We start from the raw sequence: 14,789 nt of genomic DNA on the forward strand, positions 1-14,789 counted from the left end.
TAAAAACAATATAGGGGCATTTAACCCATCCTCACATCACACCACTGACGATTAACGTCTAAGGCGCCAAGCGCCCACAGCGTGACCGAGTACCTACAGTGATAAAGGTTCAGTAGGCGATTACCTGAAATACAGCTCACTAATAGCTATAACTAAATACTTCCTTCTTACTAGTTGGTTTATCGTTCAGGACAATACCAAGCACCTTAGCTTTCACATGCTCCAAGTTAAGCAATGCTTTTTTGGCAATTTGCCGTTTCACTTTTCCGTGTTGAATGACGAATAGTACGCCATCGCTTATTGCTGATAAAATTTGCGCATCCGTGAACGCAAGTGTAGGTGGAGAATCTATAAGAATAAGGTCGAATTCGTCAGAGAGTTGTTCTAACAATTGTTGCATTTTGGAAGATGATAGCAGCTCCGCTGGGTTTGGCGGGTTGGGTCCAGCTGTTAGCAGAGACACATTGGGAATATCCGTCTCCAGAATCGCATCTGCCGGCTTAAGTTGCTGCGCCAAAATATTCGTAAGACCGTGTCTATTCGATCTCACAAAATACTGATGCAAAGAGGGTTTGCGCAAATCTGCGTCAATGATGAGCACTCTCTTATTCTCCTGTGCATAGACCACAGCAAGATTAGCAATTGTTGTTGATTTACCTTCACTCTGAATAGAAGAAGTCACCACTATTTTCTTCAAATCCGTATCGATCGACGAGAACGTAATATTCGTCCTTAATGCTCGATAAGCTTCAGAGATCGGCGAACCGGAGTTTGTATTGGTAATTAAATATGAATTCCTGTCTTTATGAGTTGATACTGGCATTAGCTGATTCACCCACTCTTCTTTGTGATTTATTCGCAGATCCAATACTCAAGTCTTTTGATTTTATTTTCGAAATTGTTATTAGCGTTGAAAGCCCTAGATAGTGCTCCACATCGTTTTCGGTTTTAATCGTGTCATCCGTATATTCAATGAGGAGAATGATTCCTACTGAAACCAGTAAGGCAACAATGATGCTAAGCAATAGAGTCACCCCGGAGTTGCTATTAATCGGGGCAGCATTCATATCTTTGGCTTTATTTAGAATCGTGACGTTATCAACACTCATAATTGCTGGAATTTCATCTTTAAACACCTCAGCCACAGCATTAACGATTTGCACCGATCGGGCAGAAGATGAATCCACCGCTCTAAGCGTAATGACCTGAGAATCGTTTGCCGAACCTACGCTTATTCTTCTAATTAGAGATTCTGATGTTAATCCAAATTCCGGATGTCTTTCGACAACTTTATCCATAATAGCTGGTGACTTCATAATTTCTTTATATGTATTAATTAACAAAATACTTGCATTAATTACGCCGGAGTCAATATATTGCACACCTTGGCGTTCTGCTGATTTATTTACAATGATCTTAGCGGCAGCTGCGTATTGGGGTTGAACAAAATAGAAGCTATAAATGCTTGACGCTATGCTCGCTATTAATACAAAACTTGCAATTAACCACCATTTTTTCGCTACAATTCGAAAATATTCTTTCAGATCAATTTCCATGAGAACCTCCGATTTTAACGATGTTTAAGATACGATTTGTATCTTTATAAACCTATACTATGATACATTTTGTATCTTGTCAAGTGAAAAAAATGGTTAATTTTTCAAATAGTTGCTAAAAATGGACTTGCCAAAATTCATCAAATACCCGGTTTTTCGCTTTCTGGAACCATTAAAAGTCTGATCAATATCTTCATTATTAACTACTTTCACAGCATTACGTTTGAATACTTGAACCCGCTGCAACCCTATTTTGTCCTCAAGTAAATCATAACTCTGTTTAAGCATGCCGGGGCGATTAGACATGTTATGAGCGTCTGACGCCAACAAGTGGGCTCTATTTGCTTTGCATAAGTTAAAGGCAAGCCTTTGAGCCGTTTTTCCAAACAAGCCCATAATAGATTGTGACGTTACTTGCAACAAAACTCCTCGTTTTAGATATGGCAACAGTCTAGAAGGATATTTCTGAAATTCATAATTCCTTTCTGGATGGGCAAGAATTGGAATTAATTGAAGAATGGATAATTCATGAAGCAACTCGTCGAAATAATCCGGCACACCATTGGAAGGGAGCTCTAGAAGTATATACCGAGTTCCGTTAAGAGGTTGAATTACCCCATTGTAAAGCTCATCGATGAAACGAGGGTGGATGCGTACTTCTTGACCAGGCAGAATTGTAAGAGGCAGGTTCCTTAAACGAATTTCTGAATTTAACCGGGCGACCTTCTGGCAAACAGCTTCAAACGAATTGATAAAATTTCTGATACCATGATGAGGTGTCGCAACTATTGTATGTGTCCCATTTGCTACGGCAAGCTGCGCCATTAATAAAGCTTCATTCAGGTTTGCCGCTCCGTCATCCACGTTCGGGAGTATATGGCAATGCGTATCGACTAAGTCCTGTTTTTCTGCCTTTTCTAGCATAATAAATCAACCTGGTTCTTATGAACTAGACGATGATGAAGCCTGTTGTAAGTACCGAGCATACGCTCACTCATTCTTTGATTTTTAAGAAGAAGGCTGACCCAATCAAACAACTGTTGCTTGCTGCCCTCTTTGACTTTCCAAGTTCCCTCATACTCATAACCATTATTCAACGATTTGCTATTACCAATAGTAAACTCCGCATTTACAACCGTTAGCCCGCCGCCCATTTGAAAATCCCAAACGATATTTTCATTATTAGGCAGAATAAGATTAGACTTAAATCTTAAGCCTGCATCGCTCAATTCTGATATGATTATCTTTGTCCATTTAGATCCAATTTCTCTGTTGCCGATCTCTCTAATTCTCATATAACTTTGCATGGGGTAGATCAGTTCAGGGTCTATTTCCAATTTGTACGTTATATTCACGAAAAATTCACCTCCGTTTTACCTAAAGTTCTTTCACATAGATACTAAATGTATCATACTATATAGAGTACTCCACATTTTCCGTTTTCTAACTACCAGAAGACTGGTATAATAGTTCTAACAACATGGTTATACTGATACTATTCTTATTGATTGTGAGGAATTAATTTATGACTAAACATGGTGATAGAATTGCCCAGTTACGCGAAAAGCAAGCACTCACACAGGAAGATTTGGCAAGTAAACTGGGCATTTCAAGAGCCTCTCTTTCTCATTATGAAACTTCTAGAAGAGAGCCAGATTACGATACAATCAACAAAATTGCGTCATTCTTTAAGGTTTCTATCGATTATTTACTTGGTAGAACGGATAATTCGAATCAAATATTAGATGCGGATGTACGGGATTTTGCAGATAGTTTAGAACTCTCTGACGACAAAATTCTTGAGAAATTCGCGCTTACTGTAGATGGAAACAAGCTAACACCAGAAGAAGCACGAAGATTCATTGCTTTTGTAAGGGCTGAACGTTCTCTGAAGTAGATATGAAAAGACCATTTGGATTGTTACTGCTCAATGTTATGTATTTGTCTTTATCTACATTCAATTGATCTAGAATTTTCATAATGTCGAGCGTAACTATCTCACTGTTCTCCATTAGACTCCCTCAGCTCCCGTAACTTAGAATCATATTACGCTTAGGTTTGCTAACTTATGTCCTTAATTTATGATACATCCTGTATCATGTCAAGAAGATTTTCAATAATTTTCATGAAAACGAATACACAAACAATCGACTAGACGCTTTTTCTTGTATCCATTTTCTCCACATAAACACCGATATATCTAAGCGTTACCGATGGTGCAGAATGATTAAACAAGTCTCTTAATACAGATATATTTTTTGTTCTCTGGTAGTAATGGTAACCAAACGTTTTTCGAAGTGTGTGGGTGCCGATATCCTGAAGTCCTGCTTGTTTGGCTGCCTCGTTTAATATACGATAGACACGTATTCTCTTAATTGGTTTGCCGGTTCTTTGCGATGGAAATAAATAATCTTCATCATCCATATAATTGACATACTCATCAATTGCCGCTTTAAGTTGGTTATTTACAGTAAATGCTTTTTCCTTCCCCGTCTTCTCTTCTCTTATGGTCACTTTGTTTTTGTCCTTAAGATCCTTCACCCTTAAAGTAAGCAAATCGCTCAAATGCAGGCCCGAATTTATGCCTATTGTAAAGAGTAACCAGTCCCTGTCTGATTGCATTTTTAAAATTTCTTGAATTTCTGTAATTTTCTCTTGTTCGCGAATTGGTTGCACAACTTGCATTCTGATGCAGCTCCCTATCAATTATTTTAGTAATTTCTCACTTAATCCCTTCACCTGGACATCATCTGGAATCCAGTAGTATAGATTGGATTTGACGAGAGGATCCATGGCATATCCCCTTTTCCCGGCGATTTGTGCATACTGGAATTCATCTTGGCTCATTCCTTTAAACAAACGAAGTAAACTTAGGACGTCTGAATCAGTAAAATTCGTATCCACAATATCTTTTCGAAGCGTTGGTATCTGGGATGCAGTCTCTAGGATATGATTAGGAGCTAACAGCTCTTGAGCCACGCTTTTAAGAATTTTGGATTGCTCCTTTTGGCGTCCGAAATCACCTTCTGGGAATGCCCATCTTTCCCTCACCAAACTAAGCGCCATATCCCCGTCAATATGCTGTTCACCTGCCGATAAATCCTTTTTGTTTTGTCTCAGATGAATATCTTGATCTACTAGAACATCGACGCCGCCGATCGTATCAATAAAATTTTTAAATCCAACAAAATTCGTTTTCACAAAATAATTGATCTGCACGTCTAAAAAATCACTAACAACCTGCACCAACTCTTCAGTTCCGCCGCGATTCCCACCTTGAGTTTCACCTATAAAATGCGCATGAGTCAGCTTGGTATAACCTACTCCGTTGATATGCACCCTAGTATCCCTGGGTAATGAGACAATGTTCGCCTTTTTCTGTTCCGGTATGACATGAACCACCATAATAACATCCGAGCGTGAGACTTCATCGGCACGGGCATCAATACCTATGACTAAAACGTTAAAAGCTTTTATGTCTTTACTTTCAGTGTGAGTTTGTTCTGAAAAACTTGTCGGAGGCGAAGGGGACGGACTAGTTACAATGGGGATTTCATTGGGCGTTGCCGCTGATACCGCTAATACTGGGATATTTATCTTCTCAAAATGATTTTTCGGGTCAATACTCCAATACCCGTACCCCCCTAAAAGGACTATACCTCCAACGATTGACCCGACTGTATAGATAATCCATCGCTTCACTTTGATCACATCCTTCAATTAGCACCTTTCTTTTGATACAAATTGTATCATTACCAAAGTGCTAAAACAAGTTTAAACGAACTTTGTTTAAGTCCCTACAAGTACTAACCATATGTTTCAAATCTATTTCTCAACCTCCTCCAGCACCAAATAAAAGGTCTCAGAGGATAGTAGAATAATTGGAATTTTTGGGGAAGCGGCAATGCTTGTGCATCTCTAGAACTAGGACTTAGCATCATTGCAATGTATTTCCACTTTTCGCCAGTGCTTTTTATGGAGAACAAATACCGTTGAAGTGCACGTTTCATTTCTATTGGAGGCGAGTCATCGAATAGATTTTCCATGGATCCGATGAACAAGATCGCTTGTTGCGCTAACTTTTGAACCTTTCGAGCAGATACACTTGTATGAATCCCCTGTGGAAAGCGCTTCATGAAAAGTTTGTTCAATAGTAATAAAGATAGCCCCAAATGTTTGCTTTGATACGATTTTTGAAGCGAGCTCAGTTTATTCCAATCCACTTCTTTTTCAACAATCAACTCAATATCTTTTAACCATCGTAGACGAAACCATCCATGTCGAGCTCCGTGGGAAATCAGAAACAGGAGTAAATCCTCCATTCCAAGAATGCCTATCGGGTATGAAGTAAGTGTGCTCAATCTGCGACGTTCCCATAATTCCTCGAAATCGGGTTCTTTTATACTTCCTCGACTTAACTTCCAGTGCACTTCAATTTGAACTTTTTTCTCATGATGAAAATAAGATATATGATGATGTCTCCATTTCCAGTCATTCAATACTCTCGAAAACTCAACTTCTTCCTCATAGCCAAGTTCTTTCAAAACCTCCTCTACCTTCTCTACATCCACAAAAGGCACAAGGATATCCAGATCCTTGGATGTCCTAAGCGATAAATCTCCATATATTTCCTTCGATAACACAGGACCTTTCAACTGTAAGGACCTGATTTGATTCTCGTCGAAAACCTTACAAACTCTCTCCATTTCAGCGCTTAGATAAAGCATCTGAAACGTATTCTTCTTGTAATAAGCGCCTAGAGATTGAATAACAAATTTCGGTATACCATCTGCATCGATTTCCTTAAGCTTGGTATAAACCAACGGATACACACGATGATGCCTAACCAATTCCATGAATATGGTCCAATCCATATCAGTTGGCAACTGACGGATCACTTCCTCTTGCTCCCGCTGATCCTGCAAGAGAAGAATCATCCATTCCAGTTCTTTAGAAAAGCAGCTAACGTCAACCTCTGTTTCTTTTTTCATAATCTCCCCCCAATAAGTCTATGCATAGACATTGATTTTCATTTATTGTGAAACATAGTTATTATTTACCTGGTCCTATGTCTATTTTGTACGCTTACTTGCTATGCGGCTATGTTATCATTGACATTTCAACTTGATACAAATTGTATCTGATCTATCGTGATAATACCATAGATCACAGGTAATTTGAACTATATTTTACACGCTAATTTTCCACAGCTGAATTTCTAATTCTTAGAATCCTCCCTGTTGATTCCGGTGTAACGTCAGTGTCACTTCCGAGCCCAAAGTAGAAGTCCCCGTTCAATTCTTCAAATGACCGCGCAAATGTGTCCTGCTTAAACTCTAATAATTCAGTCCACTTCGTAAGGTTGTTACTGTTGGCCTTATAAATCGTATTCGTATACTTGCCTGGTGATGTTGACGTATACGTTAACACATAAATTGTATGATTGCGAACTAGAATGTCCATAGGCAATGCATCAGGATTAGGCAGGGCTACTTGCCTTGCGTCATTTAAATCATCTGCTACTACCAAACCTCTCGGCGTCCATTGGCCATCGTTGACAATTTCTCCTGCGATGTATAATAATTTATCATTCACAACGGTCGTTCGAACCATTTTCATATAAGGAGGCGGCATATATTCGTGAATTTGCTTGGTAATCCCAGGCAGCATTTCACTTCCGTAAACAGTCACCTGCGAGGTATCCGGTTTCTTGCCTCCCACAGTATCTCCTTTAATTGATAAAATCTTCGCCTCATCTGGCCATTTATTATTTTTTGCAGGTATGGCACTAACCGCATAGAGGTTTTTCTTAAATTCGAATAATGTGTACGCTCTTCCCGGCTTTCCTCCGACGGCACCTATTTTAGTCCAGGTGACCCCATCATCCTCTGACATTAATACATCAGCCGTTGAACTTGTTCCTACCGATACAAATAGCTTTCCATCATAGTAAGCCATATCATAGACATGTACGCCATTAGGAATGTTCCTATATTTTATCCACTTATCATGATCTAATTTATAGTAATTACCAAATTTCCATCCTTCCCGAGAATCATTTCCAGGCACATACAGCTTTCCATTTAGTACTTTAAATATGTCTATTTGTTCTTCATCGACATATTTCTTAGTTTCCGCTCTTTTTGATGAATCAGACGAAATAACCTCTTGAACATCAAATTTATTAGTAATCGGATCATAATAATAAATAGGGATCGGCCCTGCATTTGCAGAAGGACCTTCATTACTGCTGTTACCGTATCCTACATAGATCTTTCCCTCAAAAACTTGCATATCCCATACATTCCTTGCATAGGCAGCTTTCAAAAAGGGTTGTCCCAAATTTTCTAATCTTGATGTTACATCTGATTTTAAAGAACCCTCTTTTTCAAAGCTCACCTTGGCCTCAGGCGCTGAGCCTGACAGAAAGAGACTGTAAAAAAGCAACAGAACTAGATTTTTAAAAATAATCAATTTCTCACCAGCCATATACCCTACCCTCCAAACTTTATGCATTCACTTCCGCTTGATAGCTTAACAGCTTACTAAACGTCCCTTTGGTCTCTTGAGACAACTGTTGATATCCACCCTGCTGAACAATCTTCCCTTTATCCAGAACAATAACTTGATCAGCATTTCTGATGGTTAATAATCGATGAGCAATCACAACAATCGTCATGCTTCCCTTTAACCGATGAAGGGCCGCTTGGATTTTCGCTTCATTTTCATTATCTAAGGCACTTGTCGCCTCATCCAAAACAAGAATAGCAGGCTTTCTCAAAATCGCTCTCGCCAAAACGATCCGCTGTCTTTCTCCACCAGATAGTCTAGTACCTCGGTCCCCGATTACGGTATCCAGACCCTGTGGAAGCTCGCGTACAAACGCATCCGAATTTGAAAATTGTAACGCTTCCCATAGTTGCTTCTCATTTGCATTCGGGTCAACTAGCATCAGATTTTCTCTAATCGTCGAATGAAACAAAAAGGGATCTTGTGAAACATAGCTAACAGCGCTTCTTAATAAAACCATATTTTCGCTCGTTAAAGCTACACCGTCTATCGTCACTTCGCCCTGCTCAGGTTGTATAAGTCCAATCAGTATATCAATTAGCGTACTCTTCCCAGCGCCTGACTTTCCAACAATAGCTGTCATACTATTAGCTGGTATTATCATATTAATCTCCTCAAGCGCGTAGACTGAATGATCTTTATCGTACCGATAATACAAATCATGGCACTTCATTCCTTGCTTGATGCGAATAGCATTTTCCTGATTAGGTGTGTGGAATAAAACTTCTAAATCTTTCGCCTCCATGCACTCATCATGAATTTTTTGCAGGTTGCTAAAAGAAGGAACAACCGATACGATTTGTTCCCAATTCGATTGTATCGCGGTAAATTGAGGCCACAATCGTGAGAAGATGATAATGATAAGCATCAGACTGCCTGCTTGCAAGTGGAAATAATGGAATGATAACCATATGAACACGCAAATTAATACAGCTGCTGTTGCTTTATATATAAGTTGAGATGTGGATTGCAATTTTACAAACCGAATATATTGAGATTCCATTCTGTCATTGATCGAACGAAACCAACTTGAGTGATGTTCCTCCAAACTATTACTTTTTATATCCTTTATCCCATTAAAATGATCGGTGATTCCTCCCAAATAGCTCCTTGATAGTTCGAGGTTTTTTTCACCGATTTTTTTTGCGCTTTTTAAAAATTTACGAGTAAAAAGTGCTAAAATTACCCCGCATGCCAAAATGAGTAAAGTTAATTTTACTGATAACCACATTGCAAACCCAATTTGTATGAATGTGAAAATAAAAGAAGTGCCTAATCTCAATATGGAGATCGTTCCCTGTGTGACATTGACCACTTCTGTAGTCATAATATGATTAAAATCTGACTTCCTTTTTCTAAGGAAAAAGCTCCAGTTCGCTCGCAGCAAAGCCTGATAGGTCTCTATTCTCAAAAATTTCATATAGCTTTGTTGAATTTTTTGATTTTGTATCAATTGATTTCTTTGGAGCAATGCTTGGCTTACCACCACAATCATGTAGATGGCTAGAATAGCAGGAGTATGAAAAGTATCCGGTATCTCCGCCAGAGCTTTATTAAATTCAGAAATAAAAGGAATATTCCCTAATTTCGCATTGAATAGCCCTGTTAGACTCAGCATGGGTACTAATAAATAGATCGCAAAACCTTCGAGTGAGCTTATGATCATCATAGAAAAAAAATTAAAATAAATCTTAATACCGGCAATTTTGTGCAACTTTTTGATATAGGGTAGCATTTGGATCATCTTATAACTCCCTTGTTTGCGCTTGCATTTTTTACTGTGTCATCCATAAATTCCTGCATCCTTAATGCTAGGTCGAACTCCTCTAAAGGAGGTCCTTATGCGAGATGTACATCGCAATAAGGACCTTAGAACCAATACAAGTAGGAAATTAGGACGGATCATAAATATCCAAGTCAACCAGCTTGCCATTTACATATGTAGAATCAACCTTTGTTGTACCTGTACCAGCCTTTGTTTCGCTGATTTCCAGTACTTCCAATACTGGTTCTTGCCATTTTTTCATAGATTTCACCTCCTTTCATAGCTAGGGTTGATCAGAATTTTTGTATAAACCGATACACAATAATACTTCGCACAAGACTCCTAATGTTCAAATCAAGCGCTAATTCTGGACGGGGAGAATTCCCCAGCTTCGCAATTGTCTCCCGAATCCACGGAACATTAAACAAGCCAGAAACATGACGATCCTCACAAAGCTTATGTAGTTCAGCTATGAATGAACTCCATGACGGCGCCATGCGATGTATCCAATCTACGCCCTGGATTCCTCGAGTACGGTGATTGAGCCGGACTTTGTCCGGTAAATAAAACTCTGTTGATCTTCGAATTAGCGATCTCCCCATCCCATTTTGAACAAATTGCTCATGAGGTAGGGATAAACAAAAACGGACAACCCTTAGGTCGCAAGTAGGATCCCTTTCCCAAACCGCGTGTTGCAAAGATAGCTTAGTTGAACATGTGCCTTGCAAGCTAAGGGCAGCTAGATTTAAAAAATAGTCTTCTCTTTCATTTAAAAAATTTACGGAGCTCTCTTTAAATCCAACGTCATAATCCTGCAGTCTTTCATAGACCCGGGTCCGTTTGGCTAGATCTGGATGGATGAGATATGGAATATCCGCTTCGTCGCTCCGTTTTTTTGAAGTATCCATGAATGGAAAGGCATGTTTCATCAATTTAGGTAATAATCTAGACCTCCCGATCCCCAATGACCTGCTAAATGACTTAAATTCCTGGTGAAAACGAATCCATTGGAATCTTTGCAAGAGAATAGCATAATAGTCTACTGCCGATCCAAATGAAATCGTATAGTTCCCTTTTGCACCTGTCAGCAGAACTCCAATATCCCGCTGTGAAGCATACTCATAAAAGCCCTTTACCCATATTGAGTTTTCGAAAAATTTGTATGGCGACTCTAGAATCTCCAAAAAATCATCTATTTCCGTTAAAGGAGTTTTATTAGGAAAATTAAGATAGTTGCTAGAAATATTACCTATATGATCAATGGTTGCTTGAATAAAGGGACTTTCATTAGCAACACTCGTCCTACCTGTCCAATCGACAAAATCCTGATCCGGGATAAAACTGTAGGTATGCAAAGATCTCCGCTCCTCGTGCAAGCTCCTTGCAGCAAAGCTGACAACGGATCCGGAGTCTAATCCGCCACTTAATTGAGCACCTACTTGTCGATGAGTTCGGATTCTTGCATCTACGGCTTGCTGGAATACCTCTCGTAGTGCTTCTTCATAATCGGTATTCGATTTAAATTTCAGCTTCTCTTCCGATAACGGTGTACCGTAATGTACAAGTGTAGTCTTACCATCTACGACAGTAATAGAATGCGCCGGAGGTAATTGTTTAACATCTTTATACACTGTAGAAAAAACGTCCGTTGAATCCATTAATCCGGGAATAGCCAGATATTCGGATAGCCAGGCTTCATTGAGCTCCTTCTTCACATTAGGCAAAGTAAATAAGGGATGGATCGCCGTACAAAATGAAAATCTTTGTTGAGTCTCGTAAAAATACAAAGTTCTACTTCCAAATAAATCACGGGCTCCAAAAAGAAGCTGTGCACGTTCATCCCAAATGACAAACGCAAAATCGCCAACTAAGTAATTAGGCGTTTCCTTCCCCCACTTCCGATAAGCTTTAAGAATAAGCTCACTATCAGAAATGTGTGTTTGTCTAGTTGGTTCAATCTGCAGACGATGAAATAGTTCACTCCGATTATCGATAATCGCATCCGCGGTGATTGCAAGCTTATTTTGCTCATCATAATAAGGCAGTTGCTCATGTACAGATTCGGGAGTAATCCACTGTGCGTGACAACCAAAAAAGATAGATCTACTGTGCCATACTTGTATGTCATCAGCTGGATATCTCCTTAAGGATCGCATCATTTTCCCGCTATCTTCAGTTGTTACAGGACCTTCATGAAAATTAAGGATCCCAGCTATAGCACTCATCGTTCCTGCCTCATTTCAATCCTTGCTCAAAAGTCACTAATTATTATAATGAGCAAACAGAACTTTTTATGATACAATTTGTATCTATTTTATCATAAATCATTTATTTTTCACCATATTTTTTCCAGAACTTGGTACTGCTTTCGCAAAAGGAATTCACCCTGCGGTAAGCTTTCAGTTACAAGCGCGACTTGGTTGGACATTCACCAACTAGCGTACTTATTTCTGGGTACGCTCCATATAAGAAAAACGCCTCGCGGCGTCCTTAATATAAACCATATGTTGGCGCATGGGGAGTGGACTTAAGAATGGGGTTCCGACCGTTTCTTGAAATCGTCTTTTTATTGAATTTACTTAGTGGTAATAAGACGATTTCAAATACGGGCGCTAACGCTTCTCCACCCCATACCCATCCCCTCTTCTGTTCTACTTTTGAGCTGCCTTCCACTTCTCTTTTCCATCAGGGTTATCGCCCAGCTGTAACGACGGAACTACGGTGCGTTATCTCTTTGAATTCCCTATTTTTTTACCATGACGAGGAACTATGATGCGTTAAACAGGTACTTGCTAGCGTGAAATCCCAAATTTCTGATGCATAGCGTACTGCAGTTCCGCGAAATGCCCATTCAAGCCGATATAACTAGCCATAACGCACCGTAGTTCCGCTAGCCCACTCATGATAACGTCTTTCAAAGAAACCCATGGTTCGATGAACCGCTTACAGTACCATCTCTCCAAACCAAGCTTGCTCCCCTTAAAACAACATATCAATTCTATAACCTTAAAAAAGACCCTCCTATTTAGAGGGTCCTGGCCGTTCTCCGTTTATTAATTCATGCCCATTGATGTAACTCTACTCGTATCATTAGTAAGTCTCGTAACTAAGAAGGATTGCTGTAAAATAAGCGCAAGCAATCTTCGCATAGAGCTGGTACCTATTTTGCTCATAATATTCGCTAGATGAATTTTCACCGTTTTTTCACTAATAAAACAGCTTTCAGCGATTTCCCTGTTGGTATACCCATGTGTGGCTAACAAGATAAGAATTTCCGATTCACGATGAGTGAGACCATAATAAGCAGTGAAATGCTGTAGTGCATCATCCATACTCATGCAATAACTCCCTTTATATGAATGTGACGTTCTTTGCTAAGATCAAGGAATGTGTCCTCAATCTTGATCAAGGGATTGGTGTCGTCACTAGGATTAATGTAAATAACTTCCCCGAAACGTTCGTCTGTTAGCTGAACTCTTCGCCCGATCAAATTGCGGATCATGTTGGCTAGAAAGACGGATACGATATTAGGATCCAGTTCACCGAAGTAACCTTTTCTCATGCGGCTAACAACTTCATAGAACGGCATTGCCTCATGATAAGGTCGTTTGGACGACATCGCATGAAACACATCGGCAACAGCAACAATCCGACTAATGGGATCAATATGGCCCGACGTTAAACGAAGCGGATATCCGCTGCCATCCTCCCGTTCATGATGCTGTAAAGCAACCAAAGCAGCCCGATAGCTCAGACCTACAGTATCCTTCAATATGTTATAACCATAAATCGTATGTCGTCTCATTTCTGTGAATTCCGCTTCTGTCAGCGTGCCTGGCTTCAGCAAAATCTCTTCTGAAATTTGAACTTTACCGACATCGTGCATCGTGGCCGCGAGAGAAACTAATGCAATCTCGCTTTCTCCAAGCCCTAACCATTTGGCTAGTAATGTCGATAAGATCCCAACACCTATATTATGTTGATGCGTATATTCATCTTTCGCTTTGACCGCTTCAAACAATTGATATAAATCGGGGTGGTCGGCAGCTTGCTGCACGATTGGTATTAATTCATTTTTTATTTCAAGCAAAGGGACTTTCTTCCTGGCTTGAATGCGTTCGAATATTTCCTTCGCATATAGAGACGCTTTCTCTACAAGGAGGCGGGAAGAATCGGGGGCAGACACTCTTTCGGCTTCTGATGTTGTAATAATCTCCACGGCATCAATCCGATGCTGCTGAAACAGATTTAAATGATCTTGATCCAGCACAGTTTGGCTAGGAACCAGTACAAGGCCATAACTCGTTGTGACATCATATTTCAAACGCTTGCCCAATAATTCTCTCAATTGTAGCTCCCCATTATTTCAAAATATAACCAATTCAATTATATACGACAAAGTTCTCGACTACTATGGTAATTAATTCCTGAATTCTACCTATAATAATGGGAAAAATAACCTATTTACAAGATGGCAAAAAGGTTTCAAACGATTATATCGTTTTTCAGCATAAGAAAAACTTGAATATTCTAGGCGCTTTCTTGGGATGCAGTCGGAGGGATTTGAAGTTCCGTTGATAATTCGTCGGCGCTTTCTGTAGCTGCTGTTTCCTTCTCAGGCTGACGATCTCTGGCCTCGATATGAGTAGCATTGTTGCAGTTTACGGATCATTCTGCTGAAGATGCTTCACTAGGGATTCGGTCTGAACCGGTAAATCCACATTGCGTGCTGAATTCCACGTTTCTTGCCAATCTTTTGACGAGGTCTTTCATCGTTGGAATTCGCTCCATGACACGAACGAACAAAGAAACTAACATTGCAGCATAATTTAGCTGTGTCTGTTTTCCGTTTAAGCTCTTTTTAGATACTACTTTCAAGAATGGCGAGTTGTCAATAG

15 protein-coding genes are annotated in these 14,789 nt (G+C 39.7%); 1 reads left to right on the top strand and 14 read right to left on the bottom strand.

The genetic code is table 11. From position 1 onward, the window contains the following. Positions 1-139 precede the first annotated feature (139 nt). From ABRS97_RS12195 to ABRS97_RS12210, 4 genes are all read right to left on the bottom strand, one after another. Complete coding sequence (locus ABRS97_RS12195) at positions 140-823, bottom strand: CpsD/CapB family tyrosine-protein kinase (protein ID WP_367814177.1); 684 nt, start codon at positions 821-823, stop codon at positions 140-142. Further along, complete coding sequence (locus tag ABRS97_RS12200) at positions 804-1,556, bottom strand: YveK family protein (protein WP_367814179.1); 753 nt, start codon at positions 1,554-1,556, stop codon at positions 804-806. Before ABRS97_RS12200 ends, ABRS97_RS12195 begins: the two co-directional genes overlap by 20 nt. 96 nt (positions 1,557-1,652) lie before the next feature. Beyond that, on the bottom strand, positions 1,653-2,480 hold the full coding sequence (locus ABRS97_RS12205; RefSeq protein ID WP_367814181.1) for a tyrosine-protein phosphatase: 828 nt from the start codon (positions 2,478-2,480) through the stop codon (positions 1,653-1,655). Beyond that, positions 2,474-2,911, bottom strand: a complete 438-nt coding sequence (locus ABRS97_RS12210) for a hypothetical protein (protein WP_367814183.1) — start codon at positions 2,909-2,911, stop codon at positions 2,474-2,476. Before ABRS97_RS12210 ends, ABRS97_RS12205 begins: the two co-directional genes overlap by 7 nt. A gap of 170 nt (positions 2,912-3,081) precedes the next feature. Between ABRS97_RS12210 and ABRS97_RS12215 the strand changes: the two genes are divergently transcribed. Then, a complete protein-coding gene (locus ABRS97_RS12215) occupies positions 3,082-3,453 on the top strand; it encodes a helix-turn-helix domain-containing protein (protein WP_367814185.1) in 372 nt (123 codons plus the stop codon). Positions 3,454-3,707: 254 nt separating this feature from the next. Here ABRS97_RS12215 and ABRS97_RS12220 read toward each other — a convergent pair whose 3' ends face one another. The 10 genes from ABRS97_RS12220 to ABRS97_RS12265 form a co-directional block, all read right to left on the bottom strand. After that, entirely contained in the window at positions 3,708-4,241 is a 534-nt protein-coding gene (locus ABRS97_RS12220; protein WP_367814187.1) for a site-specific integrase, read from the bottom strand. 21 nt (positions 4,242-4,262) lie between these two features. Further along, the gene (locus ABRS97_RS12225) at positions 4,263-5,258 is read right to left on the bottom strand and encodes an LCP family protein (protein ID WP_367814188.1); all 996 of its coding nucleotides are present in this window, start codon (positions 5,256-5,258) and stop codon (positions 4,263-4,265) included. Positions 5,259-5,362: 104 nt separating this feature from the next. After that, a complete protein-coding gene (locus tag ABRS97_RS12230) occupies positions 5,363-6,547 on the bottom strand; it encodes a nucleotidyltransferase domain-containing protein (RefSeq protein ID WP_367814190.1) in 1,185 nt (394 codons plus the stop codon). A 205-nt stretch (positions 6,548-6,752) separates the two neighbouring features. Then, positions 6,753-8,045: a hypothetical protein gene (locus ABRS97_RS12235; protein ID WP_367814192.1), complete on the bottom strand. Its 1,293-nt coding sequence runs from the start codon at positions 8,043-8,045 to the stop codon at positions 6,753-6,755. A gap of 19 nt (positions 8,046-8,064) precedes the next feature. Continuing rightward, complete coding sequence (locus ABRS97_RS12240; RefSeq protein WP_367814194.1) at positions 8,065-9,870, bottom strand: ABC transporter ATP-binding protein; 1,806 nt, start codon at positions 9,868-9,870, stop codon at positions 8,065-8,067. 148 nt (positions 9,871-10,018) lie between these two features. Continuing rightward, on the bottom strand, positions 10,019-10,153 hold the full coding sequence (locus ABRS97_RS12245; protein ID WP_367814195.1) for a paeninodin family lasso peptide: 135 nt from the start codon (positions 10,151-10,153) through the stop codon (positions 10,019-10,021). 31 nt (positions 10,154-10,184) lie between these two features. Further along, a complete protein-coding gene (locus tag ABRS97_RS12250; protein WP_367814197.1) occupies positions 10,185-12,116 on the bottom strand; it encodes an asparagine synthase-related protein in 1,932 nt (643 codons plus the stop codon). 828 nt (positions 12,117-12,944) lie between these two features. Next, positions 12,945-13,229, bottom strand: coding sequence for a LuxR C-terminal-related transcriptional regulator (locus ABRS97_RS12255; RefSeq protein ID WP_367814199.1), 285 nt, complete (start codon positions 13,227-13,229; stop codon positions 12,945-12,947). Continuing rightward, on the bottom strand, positions 13,226-14,239 hold the full coding sequence (locus ABRS97_RS12260) for an HD-GYP domain-containing protein (protein WP_367814201.1): 1,014 nt from the start codon (positions 14,237-14,239) through the stop codon (positions 13,226-13,228). Before ABRS97_RS12260 ends, ABRS97_RS12255 begins: the two co-directional genes overlap by 4 nt. Before the next feature lie 320 nt (positions 14,240-14,559). Then, positions 14,560-14,787, bottom strand: coding sequence for a transposase (locus tag ABRS97_RS12265; RefSeq protein WP_483312449.1), 228 nt, complete (start codon positions 14,785-14,787; stop codon positions 14,560-14,562). Positions 14,788-14,789 lie beyond the last annotated feature (2 nt).

The sequence above is a fragment of the Paenibacillus tabacirhizosphaerae genome (assembly GCF_040812395.1).
Taxonomy (GTDB): domain Bacteria; phylum Bacillota; class Bacilli; order Paenibacillales; family NBRC-103111; genus Paenibacillus_E.

Bases quoted from the DNA above. Each gene is read 5' to 3' on its own strand.
- ABRS97_RS12200 (WP_367814179.1), bottom strand. From the start codon at position 1,556: ATGGAAATTGATCTGAAAGAATATTTTCGAATTGTAGCGAAAAAATGG.
- ABRS97_RS12245 (WP_367814195.1), bottom strand. From the start codon at position 10,153: ATGAAAAAATGGCAAGAACCAGTATTGGAAGTACTGGAAATCAGCGAA.
- ABRS97_RS12230 (WP_367814190.1), bottom strand. From the start codon at position 6,547: ATGAAAAAAGAAACAGAGGTTGACGTTAGCTGCTTTTCTAAAGAACTG.
- ABRS97_RS12215 (WP_367814185.1), top strand. From the start codon at position 3,082: ATGACTAAACATGGTGATAGAATTGCCCAGTTACGCGAAAAGCAAGCA.
- ABRS97_RS12255 (WP_367814199.1), bottom strand. From the start codon at position 13,229: ATGAGTATGGATGATGCACTACAGCATTTCACTGCTTATTATGGTCTC.
- ABRS97_RS12195 (WP_367814177.1), bottom strand. From the start codon at position 823: ATGCCAGTATCAACTCATAAAGACAGGAATTCATATTTAATTACCAAT.
- ABRS97_RS12235 (WP_367814192.1), bottom strand. From the start codon at position 8,045: ATGGCTGGTGAGAAATTGATTATTTTTAAAAATCTAGTTCTGTTGCTT.
- ABRS97_RS12205 (WP_367814181.1), bottom strand. From the start codon at position 2,480: ATGCTAGAAAAGGCAGAAAAACAGGACTTAGTCGATACGCATTGCCAT.
- ABRS97_RS12250 (WP_367814197.1), bottom strand. From the start codon at position 12,116: ATGAGTGCTATAGCTGGGATCCTTAATTTTCATGAAGGTCCTGTAACA.
- ABRS97_RS12240 (WP_367814194.1), bottom strand. From the start codon at position 9,870: ATGATCCAAATGCTACCCTATATCAAAAAGTTGCACAAAATTGCCGGT.
- ABRS97_RS12220 (WP_367814187.1), bottom strand. From the start codon at position 4,241: ATGCAAGTTGTGCAACCAATTCGCGAACAAGAGAAAATTACAGAAATT.